Origin of the sequence: Megasphaera indica, assembly GCF_046614755.1 — a bacterium.
Classification (GTDB): Bacteria; Bacillota; Negativicutes; order Veillonellales; family Megasphaeraceae; genus Megasphaera; species Megasphaera intestinihominis.
Map to the genome: position 1 here is coordinate 202,143 of NZ_JBKKJR010000001.1, position 20,055 is coordinate 222,197.

The 20,055-nt window shown below is 56.0% G+C and carries 19 protein-coding genes and 1 pseudogene; 16 read left to right on the forward strand and 4 right to left on the reverse strand.

Annotated elements, in window-relative coordinates; all coding sequences use genetic code 11:
• Positions 1-71: 71 nt before the first annotated feature.
• The 11 genes from ACFCTO_RS00955 to ACFCTO_RS01005 all read left to right on the forward strand — a co-directional run bounded on the left by ACFCTO_RS00955 (position 72) and on the right by ACFCTO_RS01005 (position 9,097).
• Positions 72-365: a YhbY family RNA-binding protein gene (locus ACFCTO_RS00955; RefSeq protein ID WP_020310895.1), complete on the forward strand. Its 294-nt coding sequence runs from the start codon at positions 72-74 to the stop codon at positions 363-365.
• A gap of 13 nt (positions 366-378) precedes the next feature.
• On the forward strand, positions 379-1,509 hold the full coding sequence (gene proB, locus ACFCTO_RS00960) for a glutamate 5-kinase (RefSeq protein WP_020310894.1): 1,131 nt from the start codon (positions 379-381) through the stop codon (positions 1,507-1,509).
• A gap of 14 nt (positions 1,510-1,523) precedes the next feature.
• A complete protein-coding gene (locus ACFCTO_RS00965) occupies positions 1,524-2,768 on the forward strand; it encodes a glutamate-5-semialdehyde dehydrogenase (RefSeq protein ID WP_302420478.1) in 1,245 nt (414 codons plus the stop codon).
• A 147-nt stretch (positions 2,769-2,915) separates the two neighbouring features.
• The gene (gene nadD / locus ACFCTO_RS00970) at positions 2,916-3,557 is read left to right on the forward strand and encodes a nicotinate-nucleotide adenylyltransferase (protein ID WP_027895745.1); all 642 of its coding nucleotides are present in this window, start codon (positions 2,916-2,918) and stop codon (positions 3,555-3,557) included.
• On the forward strand, positions 3,515-4,111 hold the full coding sequence (gene yqeK / locus ACFCTO_RS00975) for a bis(5'-nucleosyl)-tetraphosphatase (symmetrical) YqeK (RefSeq protein WP_292301605.1): 597 nt from the start codon (positions 3,515-3,517) through the stop codon (positions 4,109-4,111). The genes nadD and yqeK overlap by 43 nt, the downstream gene beginning before the upstream one ends.
• A gap of 2 nt (positions 4,112-4,113) precedes the next feature.
• A complete protein-coding gene (locus tag ACFCTO_RS00980) occupies positions 4,114-5,082 on the forward strand; it encodes an LCP family protein (RefSeq protein ID WP_292301606.1) in 969 nt (322 codons plus the stop codon).
• Between the two features lie 27 nt (positions 5,083-5,109).
• Positions 5,110-5,493, forward strand: coding sequence for a ribosome silencing factor (rsfS, locus tag ACFCTO_RS00985; protein WP_014017001.1), 384 nt, complete (start codon positions 5,110-5,112; stop codon positions 5,491-5,493).
• Position 5,494: 1 nt separating this feature from the next.
• A complete protein-coding gene (locus tag ACFCTO_RS00990) occupies positions 5,495-6,349 on the forward strand; it encodes a CvfB family protein (protein WP_499876188.1) in 855 nt (284 codons plus the stop codon).
• 646 nt (positions 6,350-6,995) lie between these two features.
• On the forward strand, positions 6,996-7,550 hold the full coding sequence (locus ACFCTO_RS00995) for an ECF transporter S component (RefSeq protein ID WP_020310887.1): 555 nt from the start codon (positions 6,996-6,998) through the stop codon (positions 7,548-7,550).
• Positions 7,551-7,563: 13 nt separating this feature from the next.
• The gene (locus tag ACFCTO_RS01000) at positions 7,564-8,385 is read left to right on the forward strand and encodes a pyridoxamine kinase (RefSeq protein ID WP_292301208.1); all 822 of its coding nucleotides are present in this window, start codon (positions 7,564-7,566) and stop codon (positions 8,383-8,385) included.
• A 109-nt stretch (positions 8,386-8,494) separates the two neighbouring features.
• A complete protein-coding gene (locus ACFCTO_RS01005; RefSeq protein ID WP_294023930.1) occupies positions 8,495-9,097 on the forward strand; it encodes a TatD family nuclease-associated radical SAM protein in 603 nt (200 codons plus the stop codon).
• A 242-nt stretch (positions 9,098-9,339) separates the two neighbouring features.
• Here the strand turns inward: ACFCTO_RS01005 and ACFCTO_RS01010 are convergent, their stop codons facing one another.
• Positions 9,340-9,813: a CBS domain-containing protein gene (locus ACFCTO_RS01010; protein ID WP_020310884.1), complete on the reverse strand. Its 474-nt coding sequence runs from the start codon at positions 9,811-9,813 to the stop codon at positions 9,340-9,342.
• Positions 9,814-10,196: 383 nt separating this feature from the next.
• Between ACFCTO_RS01010 and ACFCTO_RS01015 the strand changes: the two genes are divergently transcribed.
• Together ACFCTO_RS01015 and ACFCTO_RS01020 are read left to right on the forward strand one after the other, a co-directional pair.
• Entirely contained in the window at positions 10,197-11,009 is an 813-nt protein-coding gene (locus ACFCTO_RS01015) for a histidine racemase CntK family protein (RefSeq protein ID WP_292301206.1), read from the forward strand.
• Entirely contained in the window at positions 11,006-11,170 is a 165-nt protein-coding gene (locus ACFCTO_RS01020) for a hypothetical protein (RefSeq protein ID WP_302484974.1), read from the forward strand. The genes ACFCTO_RS01015 and ACFCTO_RS01020 overlap by 4 nt, the downstream gene beginning before the upstream one ends.
• Before the next feature lie 67 nt (positions 11,171-11,237).
• On the opposite strand, the pseudogene pckA reads toward ACFCTO_RS01020, so the two are convergent.
• Positions 11,238-12,820, reverse strand: a pseudogene (pckA, locus tag ACFCTO_RS01025) (phosphoenolpyruvate carboxykinase (ATP)).
• 407 nt (positions 12,821-13,227) lie between these two features.
• Here pckA and htpG point away from each other — a divergent pair.
• On the forward strand, positions 13,228-15,177 hold the full coding sequence (gene htpG, locus ACFCTO_RS01030) for a molecular chaperone HtpG (protein ID WP_499876189.1): 1,950 nt from the start codon (positions 13,228-13,230) through the stop codon (positions 15,175-15,177).
• A gap of 302 nt (positions 15,178-15,479) precedes the next feature.
• Here the strand turns inward: htpG and gltS are convergent, their stop codons facing one another.
• On the reverse strand, positions 15,480-16,742 hold the full coding sequence (gene gltS, locus ACFCTO_RS01035) for a sodium/glutamate symporter (RefSeq protein ID WP_499876190.1): 1,263 nt from the start codon (positions 16,740-16,742) through the stop codon (positions 15,480-15,482).
• Positions 16,743-16,823: 81 nt separating this feature from the next.
• Positions 16,824-18,032: a tRNA(Met) cytidine acetate ligase gene (locus ACFCTO_RS01040; protein WP_292301241.1), complete on the reverse strand. Its 1,209-nt coding sequence runs from the start codon at positions 18,030-18,032 to the stop codon at positions 16,824-16,826.
• Between the two features lie 257 nt (positions 18,033-18,289).
• Here ACFCTO_RS01040 and ACFCTO_RS01045 point away from each other — a divergent pair, with 257 nt between their 5' ends.
• Positions 18,290-18,826: a hypothetical protein gene (locus ACFCTO_RS01045; protein ID WP_020310879.1), complete on the forward strand. Its 537-nt coding sequence runs from the start codon at positions 18,290-18,292 to the stop codon at positions 18,824-18,826.
• 31 nt (positions 18,827-18,857) lie between these two features.
• Complete coding sequence (locus ACFCTO_RS01050) at positions 18,858-20,054, forward strand: acetate/propionate family kinase (protein WP_292301243.1); 1,197 nt, start codon at positions 18,858-18,860, stop codon at positions 20,052-20,054.
• The last annotated feature ends 1 nt before the right edge of the window (position 20,055 follow it).

Consider the following 20,055-nt stretch of genomic DNA (forward strand, 5'->3'; position numbering starts at 1 on the left):
AGGGGCCCGCACGTGGCGAGCCCGCCTGAGTCCAACATATTTTATATAATAATGAACCTAAGGAGATCCATATGAACAATAAAGATAAGAAGCAACTCAAGGGCATGGCCAGCCTCATGCCGTCTGTCGTCCAGATCGGCAAGGACGGCCTCAGCGATGCCGTCATCGACAGCGCCCGTGCCGCTATTACGGCGCGGGAACTGATCAAGGCCCACGTCCTCAACAACGCCAATCTGCCGACGAAGGAAACCATGGAAGATTTGGCCGACATGCTCGGCGCCGAACTCATCCAGGTCATCGGCCACTACGGCGTCTTATTCAAGAAGAAAGATAAGAAATCTCATTACGAATTTATTAAAGACTAGGACGTGAGGCTTTGTGAACAGTACAAGCAGGGACTTCGGCCAGAAGAAACGCATCGTCGTCAAGGTCGGGTCCAGCACCATTTCCCATGCTACGGGAAAATTGAACTACCGGCGCATGGAACACCTGGTCCGGGAACTGGCGGATCTCCAGAACCAGGGTAAGCAGATGATCCTCGTCAGCTCCGGCGCGACCAATGCCGGCATGGCGCCGCTCCACATGGACCACCGGCCCAGGTCGATACGGGAAAAGCAGGCCCTCGCCGCCGTCGGCCAGGGCGTCCTCATGCATACGTATGAACGGCTCTTCCGCGAATACGGCCAGGTCGTCGGCCAGGTCCTTCTGACCCGCATGGATTCCCAGGACCGGAGCAAGTTCATGAACTCCCGCAACGCTTTGCTGACGATGCTCGACATGGGCGTTATTCCCATCATCAATGAAAATGACGTCGTCGCCGTCGATGAATACAAAATCGGCGACAACGACACGCTGTCGGCTATGGTCAGCGGCCTCGTCGATGCCGACCTGCTCATCCTCTTGTCCGACATCGACGGCCTCTACACGGACAATCCGCGGACCCATGATGATGCCAAAATCATCCCTGTCGTCGACAACATCGACAAGCACATCTATGAAATCGCCGGCGACGCCGGGTCCAGCATGGGTACGGGGGGCATGTACACTAAGATACAGGCCGCGTCCATTGCCACGGCAGCCGATGTGGACATGGTCATCGCCTCGGGCAGTGAAGACGGCATCATCAGCCGTATCTGCGCCGGCGAAGAAGTGGGGACGCTGTTCAAAGCTAAAGAAACGCCGCTGCACTCGAAGAAGCGCTGGCTCGTATCGGGCAGCAAGGCTCAGGGCCGGCTCGTCGTCGACCAGGGCTGCCGCAATGCCATCATCGACCACGGTTCGAGCCTCCTGCCCGTCGGCATTACCGCCGTCGAAGGCATCTTTGATGAAGGGGACATCGTCAGCGTCGTCTACGACGGCCTGACCATTGCCAAGGGCATCAGCAACTACAGCAGCGTCAACATCAATGCCATCAAGGGCCTGCAGTCTGCGGACATTCCCAAGGTCCTGGGCCACAATGGCATTTATGAGGAAGTCATTCATCGCGATAATCTCGTCGCCATGTATTAAAGGGGGTATTTTCTATGATATCCGAAGTATTCCGCAAAGGCCGCGACGCCAAGGAAGCCTCGTACGTCCTGGCCGCTGCCTCTACGGCGGAAAAGAATCAGGCCCTGGCCGCCATCGCCGACGGCCTCGTCGCCCATGAAGCCGATATCCTGGCAGCCAATGCCGTCGACTTGCAGCGGGCTAAAGCCAAGGGCATGGCGCCGGCCATGGTCGACCGCCTGACGCTGACCAAAGAGCGCATCGCTGCCATGGCCGAAGGCGTCCGCCAGGTCATCGCCCTGCCCGACCCGGCCGGCGTCGTTCTCGACGAATGGGACCGCCCCAACGGCCTGCACATCCGCAAGGTCAGCGTGCCCTTAGGCGTCATCGCCATCATTTATGAATCGCGGCCCAACGTCACGGTCGACGCCGCCGTCCTCTGCGTCAAAGCCGGTAATGCCTGTGTTCTCCGCGGCGGCAGTGAAGCCATCGCTTCCAATACGGCCCTGGCTGCAGTCATCCGTGAAAGCCTGGCCGCAGCCGGCCTTCCGGCCGATGCTGTGAATCTCATCGAGGATACCGACCGGGCCCTGGTCAAAGAACTCTTGACCTTGCGCCGCTATATCGACCTGGCCATTCCCCGCGGCGGGGCCGGCCTGATCCGCATGGTCGTCGACACGGCGACAGTGCCCTGCATCGAAACGGGGAGCGGCGTCTGCCACGTCTACGTCGACAAGGATGCCGATTTGGACATGGCCGTCAGAATCGTCGAAAACGCCAAGGTCTCGCGGCCGTCGACGTGCAACGCCATGGAAACGCTCCTGGTCCACCGCGACGTGGCCCAGGCCTTCCTCAAGAAACTGGCGCCGGTCATGAAAGCCGACGGCGTCGAGCTGCGTGGTGACGACGAAGCCTGCCAGTCCAGCGCCATGAAGGCTGCCAGTGACGACGACTGGGCGACGGAATACAACGCCCTCATCATGTCGGTCAAGGTCGTCGGCTCCCTCCAGGAAGCGCTGGACCATATCCGCCGTTTCAGCACCCATCATTCAGAAGCCATCATCACGGAAAACAAGGCCACTGCGGCTGCCTTCCAGGCCGCCGTCGATTCGGCCGCTGTCTACGTCAACGCGTCGACGCGCTTTACCGATGGCTTTGAATTCGGTTTTGGCGCCGAAATCGGCATCAGCACGCAGAAGCTGCATGTCCGCGGACCCATGGGGCTGGAAGCCCTCGTGTCCTATAAATACCTCGTCGACGGCGACGGTCAGGTCCGTTGAGGCTGCGGAAGCTGCGCGGGTATGGACGGACCCTGCGCCAGTACGCTGCGTCGCCGAAGACACAGTTTGAATACCGGCATTATGCCAGATTTTTATTGCTTTACGCGTTAGCAGTAGCTATCGCCTGGGGAGGAATCTATTGGTACCATGGAAATCACTAGGCTCGGCATCATGGGAGGGACCTTCAATCCCATCCATTTAGGGCATCTCATGATCGCTGAAGAAGCGCGCCAGACCTTTCACCTGGACAAGGTCCTCTTCGTGCCGTCATACATCACGCCCAATAAGAACGTCAACGGCGCGACGGCCGAGCAGCGCCTGGCCATGACGCGCCTGGCTACGGCTGACAACCCGCATTTTACAGTCAGTGATATGGAGATGCGCCGCAAGGGCAACTCCTATACGGTCGATACGCTGCGCTTCCTGAAGAAGCTCTACGGACCGTCGTATATCTTGTATTTTATATCCGGCACAGACACAATCCACGACCTGCACAACTGGAAGGAACCGGAAGAAATCCTGAAGCTGTGCCAGTTCGTCGGAGCGACCCGGCCCGATGGCTCAGAACAGATTGATTCCATCATCGCCTCTTTCGGAGAGCTGGGGAAGCATATCCTCAAGCTGCCCGTACCGACCATGGAAATCTCATCGACAGAACTACGCCGCCGCATCCGCTTAGGGCTATCTGTGCGCTATATGATACCGCCGGCTGTGGCCGAATACATCAGAAAAAATGGAGTATATCAATGTACAACGAAGAATTCAAAGATAGAATCAAAGAGGATTTAAAGAAATCTCTGTCTTCTCATCGCTATACCCATGTACTGGGTGTAGCAGTAGCGGCCCGCGAATTGGCAGACCGCTACGGCTGCGATGCCGATACGGCTGAAGTAGCCGGCCTTTTGCACGATGCTGCCAAACAGCTGCCCCTGCCGGAGATGCAGGCACTGGCGGAAAAATCCTTTCCCGTCCTGCCGGCACCTATCCTGGCTAACGGCGGCCTGCTCCACGGCTATGCGGCCGTGACCATCGCCAAGGAGCGCTATGGCATTACCGACCCGGCCCTCTTGGGGGCCGTCGCCCACCACACGACCGGGGCGGAACAGATGAGCACCCTGGAAAAAATCATTTTCCTCGCCGATTACATCGAAGTGAACCGCGACTTCGACGGTGTCGACGACCTGCGCCAGGCAGCCAGGCGCGACCTCGATGAAGCCGTCCTCTTGGGCTATGATTCGACAATCCGCCATCTCCTCGACCAGGGCAAACCTATTTTCGTCGGCACCGTCGTCAACCGCAATGCCCAGATCGACGTCGTCCGTGCCGCAGATGGGAAGGCCTGAGGATGACACAGGAGAAACGAAGAAAGATATTATACCGCATCCTGACCGTCGTCGCCGCCATCGCCATCGTCCTGGCAGCCCGGTCCCTGTACCTGCATTACCAGTCCATCAAAGAGGCGCCGATCCAGCAGGATGTGCCGGACACGAGCCAGACCCAGAGCGACAGCTCCGTCTTTGCTCAGACCAGCCCGGACAAGCCGCTCTACGTCCTGCTCCTCGGCACCGATGGCGGGGACCCGCAGCAGGCGAATTTCGTCGGCGTCGCAGCTATCAACAAGGCCAAGAAGCACATCGACATCATCATGCTGCCTGACGATACGAAAATCGAAGGGCGCAAGGAAAAGGGCATCCAGGAATTGCAGGATGTCTACAGTGAAGGCGGCATGAGCCTGGTCCGGGCCGTCGTCGAAGACATTTTCCACATCCCCATCCCGTATTATGCGACCTTTACGGCCGATTCCTTCTCGAAGATGGTCGACCTCAGCGGCGGTGTGCCGATTTACGTCGAAAAGAACATGTACCACGGCGACGAAACGACGGGGAAGACCGACATCAACCTCTTCCAGGGCTATCAGACCCTGACCGGGAAGGAAGCCGCCGGCTATATGCGCTATATCGATGCGGACGGCTATCTGTCGCGGACGCAGCGGCAGGAACGGTTCATCAAGAACTTCTATGAAGACCGGCAGGACTGCTTCGGCGTGACCAATGCCTTCTTCATGTACCGGGCCTGGCACAACGTCGATTCCAACATTTCCGCCAAGGACATGGCCCAGCTGGCCTTCGATTTCCGCGGCGTGACGGCTGACAACATCGATTTCTATATCCTGCCCGGCGAAATGGCCATGAGCGGCAAGAACGGCGATACGAAATACTACTGGACCTACGATCCGGTCGAAGTCCAGAAAGTCATTGGCCGCACGAACAACGCCATCTCGACGGCGCCGGAACCGGATGATACGAAACAATAATTACGTCATAAAGGAGTTACTATATACATGCCAATTACCATGAAAGCAGCGAAAGCTGAACAACCGAAAGAACTGAAGAGCTATGAAATTGCCTGCAAGGCCGCTGACGACAAGAAAGCCTGGGACATCGTCACCCTCGATATGAGCGATTCGTCCCTCATGGCGGACTACTTCGTCATCTGCAGTGCCCGCAACAACCGGCAGTCCCAGAGTATTGCCGACAATATCGAAGAACAGATGGAAAAGAACGGCTATGATGTCCGTCACGTCGAAGGCTACCGCGAAGGCAAGTGGATCCTCATCGATGCCGGTGAAGTCATTGCCCACGTCTTCGTCGAACAGGATCGTCAGTATTACGACCTGGAAAACTTATGGTGCGACGCACCGCGCATTGCCTACGAAGGTGAATAAGATGATGACACTTCAGGAAAATAGTATTGTTACGCTGGAAGTCCTGCGCCAGAGCGATATGGGCGTCTTTTTGAACGGCGGTACGGGCAATACGAACGACGATATTTTACTCCATAAGAACCAGCAGACAGGCGACGTCAAAGTCGGCGACAAAGTGACGGTCTTCTTGTACCACGATCCGTCGGGCCGCCTGACGGCCTCCATGCGCCTGCCGAAGATTAAAGTCGGCCAAATCGGCTATGCGCCGGTCATCAATACGACACGCTTCGGCGCCTTCGTCGACGTCGGCACGGAACGGGGCATCTTCATGCCCTTTGCCGAAATGAAAGGCCGCCCCAAGGAAGGGGAATACGTCTGGGTCAAGCTCTATGAAGACAAGTCCCACCGTCTGGCCGTCTCTATGGAAGTGGAAGACGAAATGCGCCGGGCTTCGCGGGCGGCGACGGACGCCAAAGTCGGCGACTGGGTCGAAGGGGCGGTCTACAACATGACCGACCAGGGGGCATACCTCATGACCTGCGAACGCTGGATCGCCTTCCTGCACCGCAGCGAATTCAACGGGCCCATCCTCATCGGTCAGATGATCAAAGGCCGCATCACCTACCTGCGCGAAGACGGCCGCATCAACATCTCCCTGCGCCAGACCAAGGAAAATGCCATCAATCCCGATGCCGAACGCATCCTGGACTTCCTCAAGCAGCGCAAGGGCAAGATGCCCTATGGCGACAAGACGGCACCGGCCGTCATCAAAGCCAAATTCGGCCTGAGCAAAGCCGCCTTCAAGCGCGCCTTGGGCCACCTCATGAAAGAAAAGAAAATCCACCAGGACCAGGGCTGGACCTATTTGGATATGTAGGGGCTCGCACGTGGCGAGCCCGCCGTTCGCCGTTCGCAGGCCGCAGGCCGCAGCGCCATGAATCATGTCGCCATAGGGGCCATCGCATTTTGATATGTAGGGGCTCGCGCGTGGCGAGCCTGCATGTGGCACGTTGTGGGAATCCCGCAAGCTGGTGTGATTGAGCGGTTCGTATAACCAACGGGACCGTGCACGAAGACATATGTCGTCGTGCACGGTCCCGTTTTGATTTTATAGGGGCTTGCACGTGGCAAGCCCAATCCAGAATATGAACGCTTTTCCCGTTTGAGGAGAGTGCCGCCAAATACCCGACGGGCTCCCCACGTGGGAGCCCATACGGATTGAACTTTTTCTGTTAGATTCAGGCGGGACGCCCTTTGGGACGGCCCCTACGGATTGAACTTTTTCTGTTGGATTCAAGCGGGACGCTCTTTGGGATGGCCCCTACGGATTGAACTTTTTCTATTGGATTCAGGCGGGACGCCTTTTAGGCGTCCCCTACGGATTTATTTTTTTCTGTTAGACAGAAAAAAATAAATCTGTCCCATTTACAATGGGGTGGATATACCCTAAAATAGAGTACAGATTAATCATAACCATACATTGGCCAATGTGTGAAACTCTATAACCGTTAGGGGGATTTCACATGTCATCATATTCTATGGAACACAAACAATCGGCCACTTCGGCTGGGAGCCTTTGTTATGCGGCCGTTTTGACGGCGTTGGTCTTCGTCCTCACTTTTGTGCCGAAGATTCCCATTCCACTGGGCTATGCTCATTTGGGAGACGCGATTATTTTTGCGTCGGTCCTGTTCAGTACACGCCGGCAGGCGGCCCTGGCTGCCTCTATCGGGTCGGCCCTGTCCGATTTCATCGGCGGTTTCCCGATTTGGATCATCCCGACGCTGATTATCAAGTACGTCATGGTCGAAGCCGTCTTTTATACGGTACGCCCGGACAAACGGGAATGGACGCTGACGTCGCCGCGCGTCTTCATCGGTTTCTTCTTATCCGCTGCCTGGATGGTCTTGTCTTATACCGTATCGGGCAGTCTCCTCTACGGCAGCTGGGCCGTCGGCATCCCCATGGTGCCGGGGCTCATCGGGGAAGGCGTCGTCAATATGATTGCCGCTTATGCACTGGCCGCTTGTCTGGTCAAGGCTAAATTCCATGGTTATGGTTATAGCCTGAAAAGATAAGGAATGATTGTATATGCATCAGAAGAAACTGGCTCTGGTCAATGATGTGACCGGTTATGGCCGCTGCAGCATCGCCGTGGCCCTGCCCATCGTGTCGGCCCTGAAGGTCCAGGGCTGCATTTTGCCGACAGCCATCTTGTCGGTCCATACGGGCTTCCACGACTATTATCTCGACGACTATACGGACCACATGGTGCCGTATATCGAGAGCTGGAAGAAGAACGGCCTGACCTTTGACGGCATCAGTACGGGCTTCCTCGGCTCGGCCCGGCAGATCGACATCGTCCTCGATTTCCTCCGCGATTTCAAGGGACCCCATACATTGGCTATCGTCGATCCCGTCATGGGCGACAATGGCCAGCTGTATCCGTCGTATACCCAGGAGATGTGCGATGAAATGCGGCGTCTCCTGTCCTATGCCGACGTAGTGACGCCCAATGTGACCGAAGCCTGTGAGCTTTTGAACCTGCCGTACCGGTCGGACCGCGACCTGAGCGAGGACGATTTCGCCGCCATGGCCAAGGCCCTGGCCGCCAAGGGACCGCAGGGCGTCATCTTGACGGGCATCCACGAGGGGCCGTACATCGGCAATTTCATCTATGACCAGGGGAAGATGAGCTGGGTCCGGGCCAAAAAGGTCGGCGGCGACCGAAGCGGTACAGGCGATGTCTTTACGGCCATCGTATCGGCGTCCGTCGTCCGCGGCGAAAGCCTGGAACAGGCCGTACAGAAGGCGTCGGACTTTATCTGCCGCGTCATGGCCTATACGGAAGAACTGGACCTGCCGCCCAACGCCGGATTGGCCTTTGAAGAATATCTGACGACACTGAGATGATGTCTGCCATTCAGGCAGCTCTAAATAACAAAAAAGGGGATAGGGTATTATGATCGTTTACACTGTAGTAGGACAAGGACAATATGTAGATCTCGCAGATGGCTTGAAGATGAAGCCTGAAGGGCAGTGGAGCATGTACGTCAATCTGACCAACCGCTGTACCTGTTCGTGTACTTTCTGTCTGCGCTCCATGAAGAAGATGGCCGAAAATGAAACGCTGTGGCTGAAGCGGGAACCGACCGTCGATGAAGTGAAGAAGGCTCTCGATGGCGCTCCCTGGGACCACATCAACGAAGTCGTCTTCTGTGGCTTCGGCGAACCGACGGAACGGCTGGCCGATTTGACGGCCCTCTTGAAGTACGTCAAGGAAACGCATCCCGGCGTAAAGACCCGCGTCAATACCAACGGCCTGTCCGACCTGGCCTATGACCGCGATACGGCTCCCGATTTTGGCGGCGGCATCTTGGATACCATTTCCATCAGCATGAATGCGTCCAATAAGGAACGCTACCTGGAACTGACGCGCAGCAAATTCGGCATCCAGTCTTATGACGCCATGCTCAAATTCGCCGTCGACTGTAAACAGTACGTCCCCAACGTCGTCCTCACCGTCGTCGACCACGTCGAAGACAGCGAAGAAATCAAGAAATGCCGCGCCATCTGCGACAAACTGGGCCTCCACCTCCGCGTCCGCGTGTATGAAGATAAATGAGTTTGCAGAATAAATAACGATGTAGGGGCTCGCACGTGGCGAACCCGCTGCCATAATGGGTTTGTAGTAGCCCAACATGTAAAGCATACGATTCCGAATAGGACGAGAATTAACCTCTCAGTCAGCTACGCTGACAGCTCTCCTAGCAGGAGAGCCGGGCCGCCAGCCGTCAGTAGCTAGCTGCTAACTGCTAGCTGCTAACTGCTAAAAAAGCGCTGCCGCATATGCGACAGCGTTTTTTTTCACTGCGTATTTTCACCGTATTCGTTATAGAGTTGTTTGAGGATGTTCTTTCGTTCTACCATGCCCAGGAGCTTCTTGTCCTTGACGATGGGGATGGCTTTCAGGTGTTCTGCGACCATGACGCTGGCCAGGTCTTCCATGGTAGCGTCCGGGCCGGCCATGATGACTTTTTTGGTCATGAGTTGTTCGGCCGTGCAGGCAAAGAGTTTCTTGAAGCCCTGCTGGTATTCCTTGAGGTTGCCGTAATAAATGTTGGCTCCCAGGAGGTTGACGTATTGGGGGACACAGGGCTTGACTTCCTTGTACAGGAGGTCTGCGTCGGTGACGATGCCGATGATTTCCTTGTCGTCTTTGATGATAGGAATGGCCGTGATGTTGTTTTCTACGAACATATCGACGAGGTCAAAGATAGACGTATCTTTCTGCGCCGTAATGACATTTTTTTCCATGATATCTGCTGCCGTTTTCGACATAAGATCAACCCCTTTATCATAAATTCGATGGGAGCATGACTCCTATTCAATTACATTATACCATATTTTGGGCGTATAGGGACGTCTATTGCCGTCCCGCCGGTCGCTATCCGCTAACCTCTTAAACGGGCTTCCCACGTGGAAGACCCTACAGCGGTCTGCGGCCTGCGGCCTGCGAACTGCGAACTGCGGCCTGCGTTCTCTACTAAATTTAAAACCATCCGCTAACAACTAACTGCCAGCTGCTAAACTCTTAAACGGGCTTCCCACGTGGAAGCCCCTACAGCGGCCTGCAACCGGCGAACTGCGAACTGCGGCCTGCGTCCTTCGCCAAATCATGGTATAATAGGAACATATTTTACTAGACTAAAGGAGCGATGGACATGACCATAGATTATTTAGTAGCCGACCCTAGCGGCAATACGACGATTCTGGTGCTGACGCCAGTGCCGAAAGAGGAACACAGTGCTTTGGCGGCGAAGTTATTGGCCCTGCCGGGCATCGAAGCGGAACAGGTCGGCTATGTGACCCGCGAAGCGGGCAAGCCCCTGCGCGTCGACATGATGGGCGGCGAGTTCTGCGGCAATGCATCGCGGTCGGCGGCGGCCTGGGCCCTGGCCTGTGACGGCGGGACACAAGGCGTATACGATGTATCCTGCTCGGGCTGCGATACGGTCCTGCCGGCTAAGGTTGCCCAGAAAGGCGATGGCCTGTACGAAGCCTTCATTGAAATGCCTTATCCCGAAGATGTGAGCGGCGTCCTCGTCGACGCCGGCGATGTGCCGGCCCGTTTTTTCCGCGTCGATTTGCCGGGGATTACGCACTTCGTCCACTTCGTGCCTGATTTAGAAGGCATTGATAAAGAGAAATACTGGCATATCCTGGCTGATTACGTCGATGGCGAGGATTTCCCGGCTTACGGCCTGATTCTCTGCGATACGAAGGAACAGACCATGATTCCCGCTGTCTACGTCCGCGATACGGACACGCTCTATTGGGAAAACAGCTGCGGCAGCGGATCGGCAGCCGTCGCCGCGGCCCTGGCCTGCACGACCCATAAGAACGTGGCCTGCTACATGAAGCAGCCCGGCGGTACCCTGGCCATTGCCGCCAAAGTCGGCGAACAAGGGGAACTGCAGCAGATCTTCATCGGCGGTCCCGTCAAATTGAGCCAAGTCCAAAAGGCAACTATATGATGAACGATAACGGGATTCCCACAACGGGCCGCCTAGCTACAGCTGTCCGTTTTGGCAACCGTCTTGCGCCTCTCGTTGGTCGGCACCTGACGGGCCAAAAAGGCTTAGGACGGCCCCTACAGTGCGACATCTATGATATCGCTGCGGCCTGCGGCCTGTGAACTGCGGCCTGTGAACTGCGACCTGCGGCCGGCGAACTGCGGCTTGCGAACTGCGGCCTGCGAACTACTACACCCGCGGCCCAGCCTGGATGATTTCTTCGGGCATGTCGGGGTACTTGGTCTTGAAGTTTTCGTAGAACATGGCGGCGACTTTCTTGGCCATGATGTCATAGGACTTCTTGTTGTCCCACGTCGCCCGCGGGTTGAGTATCTGGTTGGGCACGCCTGGGCAGACCTGGGGGATGTCGACGTTGAAGCGCATGTCGTGACGGTAGGGGACGTTGTCGAGTTGGCCGTTCAAGGCGGCGGTGATCATGGCCCGCGTGTATTTCAGGTCCATACGGCTGCCGATGCCGTAGGGGCCGCCGGTCCAGCCCGTATTGACCAGGTAGACCTTGGTGTTGTACTTTTCGATGCGTTCGCCGAGCATGCCGGCGTAAATATCTGGCGCCAAGGGCATAAAGGGTTCGCCGAAGAGGGTCGAGAAGGTCGGAATCGGTTCGGTAATGCCCTGTTCCGTGCCGGCGACTTTCGACGTGAAGCCCGTGACGAAGTGGTACATCGCCGCTTCTTTACTGAGCCGCGAAATGGGCGGCAAGACGCCGAAGCTGTCGGCCGTGAGGAAGATGATGACCGTCGGGATGCCGCCTTTGCCGGGCTGGGCCGCATTGGGGATGTAGTCGATAGGGTGGCCCGCGTATTTTCGGTTATCTTGCTGTCGAAGTAGTTGGGATGGCGCGTGTCTTCGTCGAGGACGACGTTTTCCACGAGGGTCCCGGCCTTGATGGCATTGTAGATATACGGTTCCTTTTCGGGGTTGAGGTTGATGCATTTGGCGTAACAGCCGCCTTCAAAATTGAAGATGCCCCGCGGCGACCAGCCGTGTTCGTCGTCGCCGATGAGCTTGCGGTTCGGGTCGGCCGAAAGGGTCGTCTTGCCCGTGCCGGACAGGCCGAAGAAGATGGCCGTTTCCTTGGTGACCGGGTCCATGTTGGCCGAGCAGTGCATGGGCAGGACACCTTCGTTGGGCAGGAAATAATTCATGACCGAAAAGACGCTCTTCTTGATTTCCCCGGCATAGCGCGTACCGGCGATGAGGACGGTACGCGATTCGTAGTCGACGAGGATGGCCGCCTGGGAATGGGTGCCGTCGATCTGCGGATTGCACTGGAAGCCCGGGGCGACGAGGATAGTGAAGTCCGGTTCGCCATACTGGGCCAGTTCTTCCGCTGTCGGCCGAATGAGGAGGTTGCGGATGAAGAGACATTCGCTGGCCAGTTCATTGACGACGCGGAATTTCTTGCGGCACAGCTCGTCGGCGCCGGCAAAGCCGTCGAAGAGGTAAATGGGCCGGTTCTGGAAGTAGGCCAGGATTTTGCTCTTGAGGGCGTTGAATTTTTCTTTGGAAATGGGCCGGTTGATGTTGTTCCAGGCGATGTAGTCGTGGATGGACGGCGTATCGACGATGAACTTGTCATCCGGTGCCCGGCCGGTATATTTGCCGGTCCGCACGACCAGGGCCCCAGTGTCGCTGAGGACGCCTTCGCCATTCAAGAGGGCCTGTTCCGTCAGCCAGGCCGGCGACATATTGCGGTATACTACTTTGGGATTCATGAGTCCTATGCGTTCTAAACCATATGTCTGTTGCATATCTATCACTCCTTTGAGATTAGTGGCTCGTAGGGGCCGCCCGCTGGGCGGCCCGTTTGTGGAAACCCTATAATCTGGCACCGCAGACTGCGAAATAACCTCTCAGTCAGCTGTGCTGACAGCTCTCCTAGCAGGAGAGCCGGGCCGCCTTGACAGGACGGCACCTACGGCGAACTACGGCCTGCGGTCGGCGAATTGTGAATGCCTATCTCTTTTTCTCATATCAACATGCTAAATATAGTATAATACAATCTGGTACACTATTTCAAATTGCATACTGGATACACGATAAAGGTCAAATCCTTAAAAAATACTTGACTATTTGACTTTTTGCTGTATGATATTGGTGTAAGGGTACCTGAAGGTATCCGCCACTACGGCAGAATCGTACAAAGGAGTGTTTGAATATGGCGAAAGAAACCCATGAATTTCAAGCTGAAACGAAACAATTACTGGACTTGATGGTCCATTCTATTTATACGAACCACGAAATCTTCCTTCGCGAACTGATTTCCAATGCATCCGATGCCATCGACAAGCTGCATTACCAGTCCCTGACCAATGGCGATCTCCTCGAAGGCGATACGGCCTTTGAAATCCATTTGACACCTGATGCCGATGCTCACACGCTGACCATCTCCGATAACGGCCTGGGCATGAATAAACAGGATTTGATGGAAAACCTCGGTACTATCGCCCAGTCCGGCACCAAGGCCTTCCTGGAAAAATTGAAAGAATCCCAGGATGCTGACAGCACGGATAAGGACCTCATCGGCCAGTTCGGTGTCGGTTTCTATTCGGCCTTCATGGTCGCCGATAAAGTCACGGTCGTCACCCGCAAGGCCGGCGAAGAACAGGCTTATAAATGGGAATCCACTGGCGACGGCGAATACAGCCTGGAAGAATGTCAGAAACCGAAACACGGCACGACGATCATCCTCAGCCTGGGCAAGGACTTCTACGGCGACGACAGTGAAGAAAACTATACCGACAAGATGACCCTCCAGAGCCTGGTCAAGAAGTATTCCGACTATATCCGCTACCCGATCACCATGGACTTCACGACCAAGGAAAAACCGAAGGACGCCGACGGCAAGGTCATCGAAGACGCACCGGAAGAAGAACATACGGAAACGCGGACGCTGAACTCCATGCAGCCTTTGTGGACGCGCAATAAATCGGACATCAAACCGGAAGAATATAAGGAATTCTTCCAGCATCAGTTCTACGAATGGGAAGAACCGATGGAAATCTTCCACAACCGCGTCGAAGGGGCCGTCGATTACACGGCACTGCTCTTCATCCCGGGCAAGGCTCCGTTCAACCTCTACTATGCCGATTATGAACCGGGCATCCAGCTTTATTCGCGCCACGTCTTCATCATGGATAAATGCAAGGACCTCCTGCCGGATTACCTGCGCTTCGTCAAAGGCCTCGTCGATTCGCCGGACCTGTCGTTGAACATTTCCCGTGAACTGTTGCAGAAGAGCCGCGAATTGAGCCTCATCGGCCGTAACCTGGAAAAGACCATCCTCAAGACGTTGAAACGCAACCTGGAAAAGGACCGTGAAAAATACGAAAAATTCTGGGCTGAATACGGTAAATCCCTGAAAATCGGCGTTTACAGCGGTATGATGACCGGTGAAAACAACGTCGAAAAATTGAAGGACCTGCTGCTCTTCATGTCGTCGAAAGATGGCAAACTGTGCACCATCAAAGAATACGTCGACCGCATGAAAGACGGCCAGCAGAAGATCTACTACGCAACGGGCAAGGATAAAGAAGCCATCGAAGGCCTGCCGCAGATGGAAATGCTCCGCGACCGCGGCATCGAAGTCCTCTACATGACCGACCCGGTCGATGAATTCTCCGTCGAAGCCATCGGTGAATACGAAGGCCACCGCTTCCACTCCATCAGCCGCGGCGACCTGGACCTGGAAGACGACGCCTTCAAGGAAGAAAAGAAGAAGAACGAAGAACTGGCCAAGGATAATGAAGGCCTCTTGAAGGACATGAAAGAATTCCTGGGCAATAAAGTCGCCGATGTCCGCTTGTCCAACCGCTTGAAGAGCGGTGCCGTCTGCCTCGTCGCCGATGCTGCCGGCCCGTCGCTGGCCATGGAACAGGCCTTTGCCGCTGCCAACAACCCCATGCTCAAGGCCCGCCGCATCCTGGAAATCAATCCGCAGCATGAACTGTTCAGCAAACTGACGGCCGTCCACGACCAGGGCAAAGACAGCCAGTCCTTCAAGGACTACTGCAATCTGCTCTACGATCAGGCCCTGCTCCTGGAAGGCATCATGCCCGACGACCCCGTCGCCTTTGCCAATAAAGTAGCCAGCCTGATGGCAAAATAAAATTCCATACAGAAAAGCCCCTCCCGGTGTGTGACCGGAAGGGACGTTCCTCCAGCAAAAAGGCTTGTCGCATATGCGACAAGCCTTTTTGCCGTAGGGGCCGTCCTGTTAAGGCGGCCCGTTTGTGGGAATTCCGCAAACTGACACCGCAATTCGTAGGCGGCAGATCGCTGATTAACCTCTCAGTCAGCTGCGCTGACAGCTCTCCTAGCAGGAGAGCCGGGCTGCCATAGGGGCCGCGAGCTACGAGCCACGAGCCACGAGCCACGAGCCACAAACTGCTAACCGCTAACTCCTAACCCCTAGTGGAATATGTTGATGAACACGGTGATGATCGATGCGTTGACTGGGTCGATGATGAGCGAGCCGATGAGGGGGATGACGAAGAAGGCCGTCGGTGCCGGGCCGAAGAGTTCGGTCATGGCTGTCATGTTGGCGATGGCGTTCGGCGTAGCGCCCAGGCCGAAGCCGCAGACGCCGCTGGTCATGACGGCTGCTTCGTAGTCCTTGCCCATGGCGCGGAAGACGATGAAGTAAGCGAAGATGGCCATGAACAGGGCCTGGCTGAGGAGCATGACGACCAGGGGGATGGCCAGGTCGGCGAGCTGCCAGAGCTTGAGGCTCATGAGGACGCAGGTCAAAAAGACGGTCAGGCTCAGGTTGCCCAGGACTTCGCTTTCGCGCTGGTAGATTTTGTAGGCGTGCGTGAAGTCGGCGATGTTGCGGATGATGGCGGCGACAATCATGGAGCCGATATAGCCCGGGAAGACCAGGCCGATGCTGCTGAAGAAGCCGCTGACCAGGGTGCCCAGGCCCATGGCCAGGAAGAGGTGGGCCATGGCGTTCATGAAGCGGTAGTTGTCGATGGTCTGGCCGATTTTATTTTCAATCTTAATGGCGTTTTCTGCGCGTTCTTTATTGCCGGCGACGGCTTTGAGCGTCGAAACGGTGCCGGCATTGAAGGACGGGTCGAAGCGTTCCGATTCGGCCGAGCTGACGAGGTGGAATTTGTGGACCAGTTCTTCGCCAATCGGGCCGCCGATGACACCGCCGGCGACGAGGCCGAACGTAGCTGCTGCGACGGCAATGGTCGCGCCGCCGTCGAGGCCGATGCTTTCCAGGAGCGGGCCGAAAGCCGCTGCCGTACCGTGGCCGCCGACCATGGGGATGGACCCCGTTGCCAGGCCCAGGAGCGGGCTCAGGTTAAAGGCCATGGCCAGGCCGGAGCCGATGATGTTCTGACAGATGATCAGAATTGTAGTGACAATGGCCATTTTCAGGACCATGATGCCGCCGCGCTTGATGAGGCTGATGCTGGCCGTATAGCCGACGCTGGTGAAGAAGAGCATCATGCAGATGTTCTGCATGATCATATCCTGTTCGTATTTCCAGATGCCCTGCGTATATAAGATGCAATTTACGATAGCGAATAAGATGCCGCCGACGACGGGGGCAGGGATACAATACTTGCGCAGGACGCTGATCTTGACGCGTAGTAAGACGCCGATGTAGTAGACGACGATGGCCGCAGCCAGGGTCTGATAAATATTAAGATTTAAAGACACACGGAAAACCTCCTTATAATTTTAAAAATACAATACATATCATAACAGATTTTAGGCTACAAAACAATTGTAAAAGTAATCTTATTTTTTGATAGATAAGAAAAGAGGCGAGTGGTAGTAATCCTGATGGCCTTTCCGCTGGTCCTCTTTAGAAAAACAAAAAGACTGGATGTCGCTGGCCTTGAGGTCCAGTTTCAGCTGCTCCCGTCCCAGAGGAGAAAGGCCGGAAGCGTCGGAACGCACTTTGGTGACCACCGGGAGTTGTCCCTTGGCCCCTTTCAGGAAGGCCGCGCCGTGCCCGTTGAGGGCCAGGAGACGGGCATATTGCGGTCCTGCCTCATAGGATTGGTCCATGAGGTCCCGCGAAGGCTGCAAGAGCGTATAGGCGCCCATGCGGCAGAGGCGGCTGTAGGCATAGCGCCGCGTCTTGATGCTCCTGAGGGCCTGGTCGTAACTGCCGCTTTCCATGAAGGCGCGGTGCCAGCGGTTTTCCAATCCTTCCGTAAAGGCCGGCAGACTGCGCAGCTGGTCCGGCGTCAGCAGGCGGTTCTGGCTGGCGACGAAATCGCCGTAGCGGCCGTAATCAGTGAAGGTGCCCTGGGCCAGCTGGTCTTCGGCACCGGCCAGGCTGGCCGCTGTGAGATAAGGCCGACAGGCGGCGGCTGTCCCGCTGCAGCGCATGGCCTGGCGCAGGGCCGAGGCGCTGGCAAAGGCGGCACCGAGGCCGGGATCGCCGTGCCGGCCCTGGCGGGGCAGGGGAAGAAAGGTCAAGGGCTGTTCCTGTTTCAACATGGCCCGGGCATATTCAAAGGCCAGCAGGGCATTGGGCTGCTGCAGCAGCCGGGCTTCGTCAGGGGCCGCGGCCATGAGTGCGTCAGTCAGCTGCTGTCCGGCTGAGGATTTTTTTGCTGCCTTCAGGCAGGCTGTCAGTCCCTCGGAGCGGCGGGCCAGGGAGAGAAAGTCAGCCGCCGTTCCGCCTTCGACGCCGCAGGCCAGGGCCTGGCAGCCCAGGCGGGCGGCTAAGGTGACGCCGCCTTGAGCGAAACCGGCCGCGCTGGACAGGGCATAGACGGCAGGGAGTTCGATGACCACATCGGCACCGCCGTCGATGGCCCAGGCCGCGCGGTGCCATTTATCGAAAAAAGCCGGTTCGCCGCGCTGGACGAAGGCGCCGCTCATGATGATGACGATGGCCGCCTCCGGGCCGGCTGCCTGGCGGACCTGGTGGATTAAACGGGCGTGACCGGTGTGGAACGGGTTGAATTCGGCGATGATGGCAAGGGATTCCATAGAGCCTCCTGTATGTTCAAAATTTCACAAAATCTCGAAAAAGTATAGCCTGACGAGAATTGTATTATATGTTTTAAATAAAATCGTGCTAATGGTTATAAGTATACGGGGCAGGCCGGGAAACGTCAATGGTGTATACTCATTCCTGCCAAGGGAGAGGCGAAAGTATTTGCAATTCGTCGCTTTTTTTAGGTGACGCTATAAATCTTTTATGCTATAATGAACCTAGTCTGTAGAAAGCATAAATAGGTGATTACATGAAAGGATTGAAATTATTAGCAGTTGCGGCCATGACCGCAGCTGTCGTATTGTTGTCCGGATGCGGCAACATGACGATGCTCGAAGAATACAGCTTCGGGTATGTCCAGCTCAAAGCCGGGAATTCGGAAGTCTATGTCATGACACCGTTCGACCTGGCCCATGTAAGCCGCCAGAATGGGGAAGGCATGATGTACATCAACAACGATAAGCACATCAATGTCGTCGCTGTCTCCGAAACGGCTGGCGAAACGACGCCTGTAGCCATGGCAGAAGAATATGTTGCCATGCTGAAACAGACACCGGATGTTTCTGATCTGCAAACGAAGGTCACCGACGCGGAAGAAAGCGGCCGCAAGACCACCGTTGTCGACGCTTCCTATACGGAACCGCTCAACGGCCAGCCGGCCAAACTCATCGTGCGGAGTCTCTTCTTTGAAGATAATGGCCAGATATGGCACGTCATGTACATGTACAAAGACGGCGATGCCCTGGCTAAAGAAGTAGTTGACCACGTATTTGGCCAGCTCAAATAATTCTAAGACAAATGAAAGAGGGTAAATTTTCATGATCGTATTGGTTGTAAACTGCGGCAGCTCGTCCTTGAAGTACCAGCTCATCAACATGGACAATGAAGAAGTAATGGCAAAAGGTTTGGTCGAAAAAATCGGCCTTCCCGATTCGCAGCTGACCCACAAATGGAATGGCCAGAAGAAAGAAATCAAACAGTCCATCCCGGATCACCAAGTCGCTGTCAAACTCGTCCTCGACATCCTCACCGACGCTGAATGCGGCGTCATCAAATCCATGGATGCCATCGACGCTGTCGGCCACCGCGTCGTCCATGGCGGCGAAGAATTCGCTGCTTCCACGCTCATTACAGATGAAGTCATGAAAGCCTTGGAAAAATGCTCGGCTATGGCTCCGCTCCACAATCCGCCTAACATCATCGGCATCAACGCCTGCAAAGCCATCATGCCCGGCGTTCCTCAGGTCGGCGTCTTCGATACGGCTTTCCATCAGACCATGCCGGCAAAAGCCTTCATGTATGGCCTCCCGTATGAACTCTACAAAGAAGACCACATCCGCCGTTATGGCTTCCACGGCACGAGCCATCGCTATGTAGCTGGCGAAGTCGCTAAAGTCATGGGCGTACCCGTTGAAAAACTGCGCATCATCAACTGCCACCTCGGTAACGGTTCTTCCCTGGCTGCCATCAAATATGGCAAATGTGTCGACACGACCATGGGCTTCACACCGCTCGCCGGCGTCCTCATGGGCACCCGCTGCGGCGATATCGACCCGGCTATCGTCCTCAACGTCATGGACAACCACAACCTTTCGACGAAAGAAATGGATACGCTCATGAATAAGAAATCCGGTGTCCTCGGCATTTCCGGCGTTTCCAGCGACTTCCGCGACCTCGGCCAGGCTGCTGCTGAAGGCAACGAACGCGCTCAGCTCGCCCTCGACATGTTCCACTATCAGGTCCGCAAGGAAATCGGCGCTTTCGCAGCTGCCATGGGCGGCGTAGACGTCATCACCTTTACGGCTGGCGTCGGCGAAAACGGCATCGAAGACCGTGCAGCCATCGCTGAAGGCCTGGAATACCTCGGTGTGAAACTCGACCCGCAGCGCAACAACGTCCGCGGCAAAGATGCCCTCATCAGCACGGATGATTCGACGGTCAAGATGTACGTCATCCCGACGAACGAAGAAATCATGATCGCCCGCGATACGAAGGACATCGTATCCAAACAGTAAT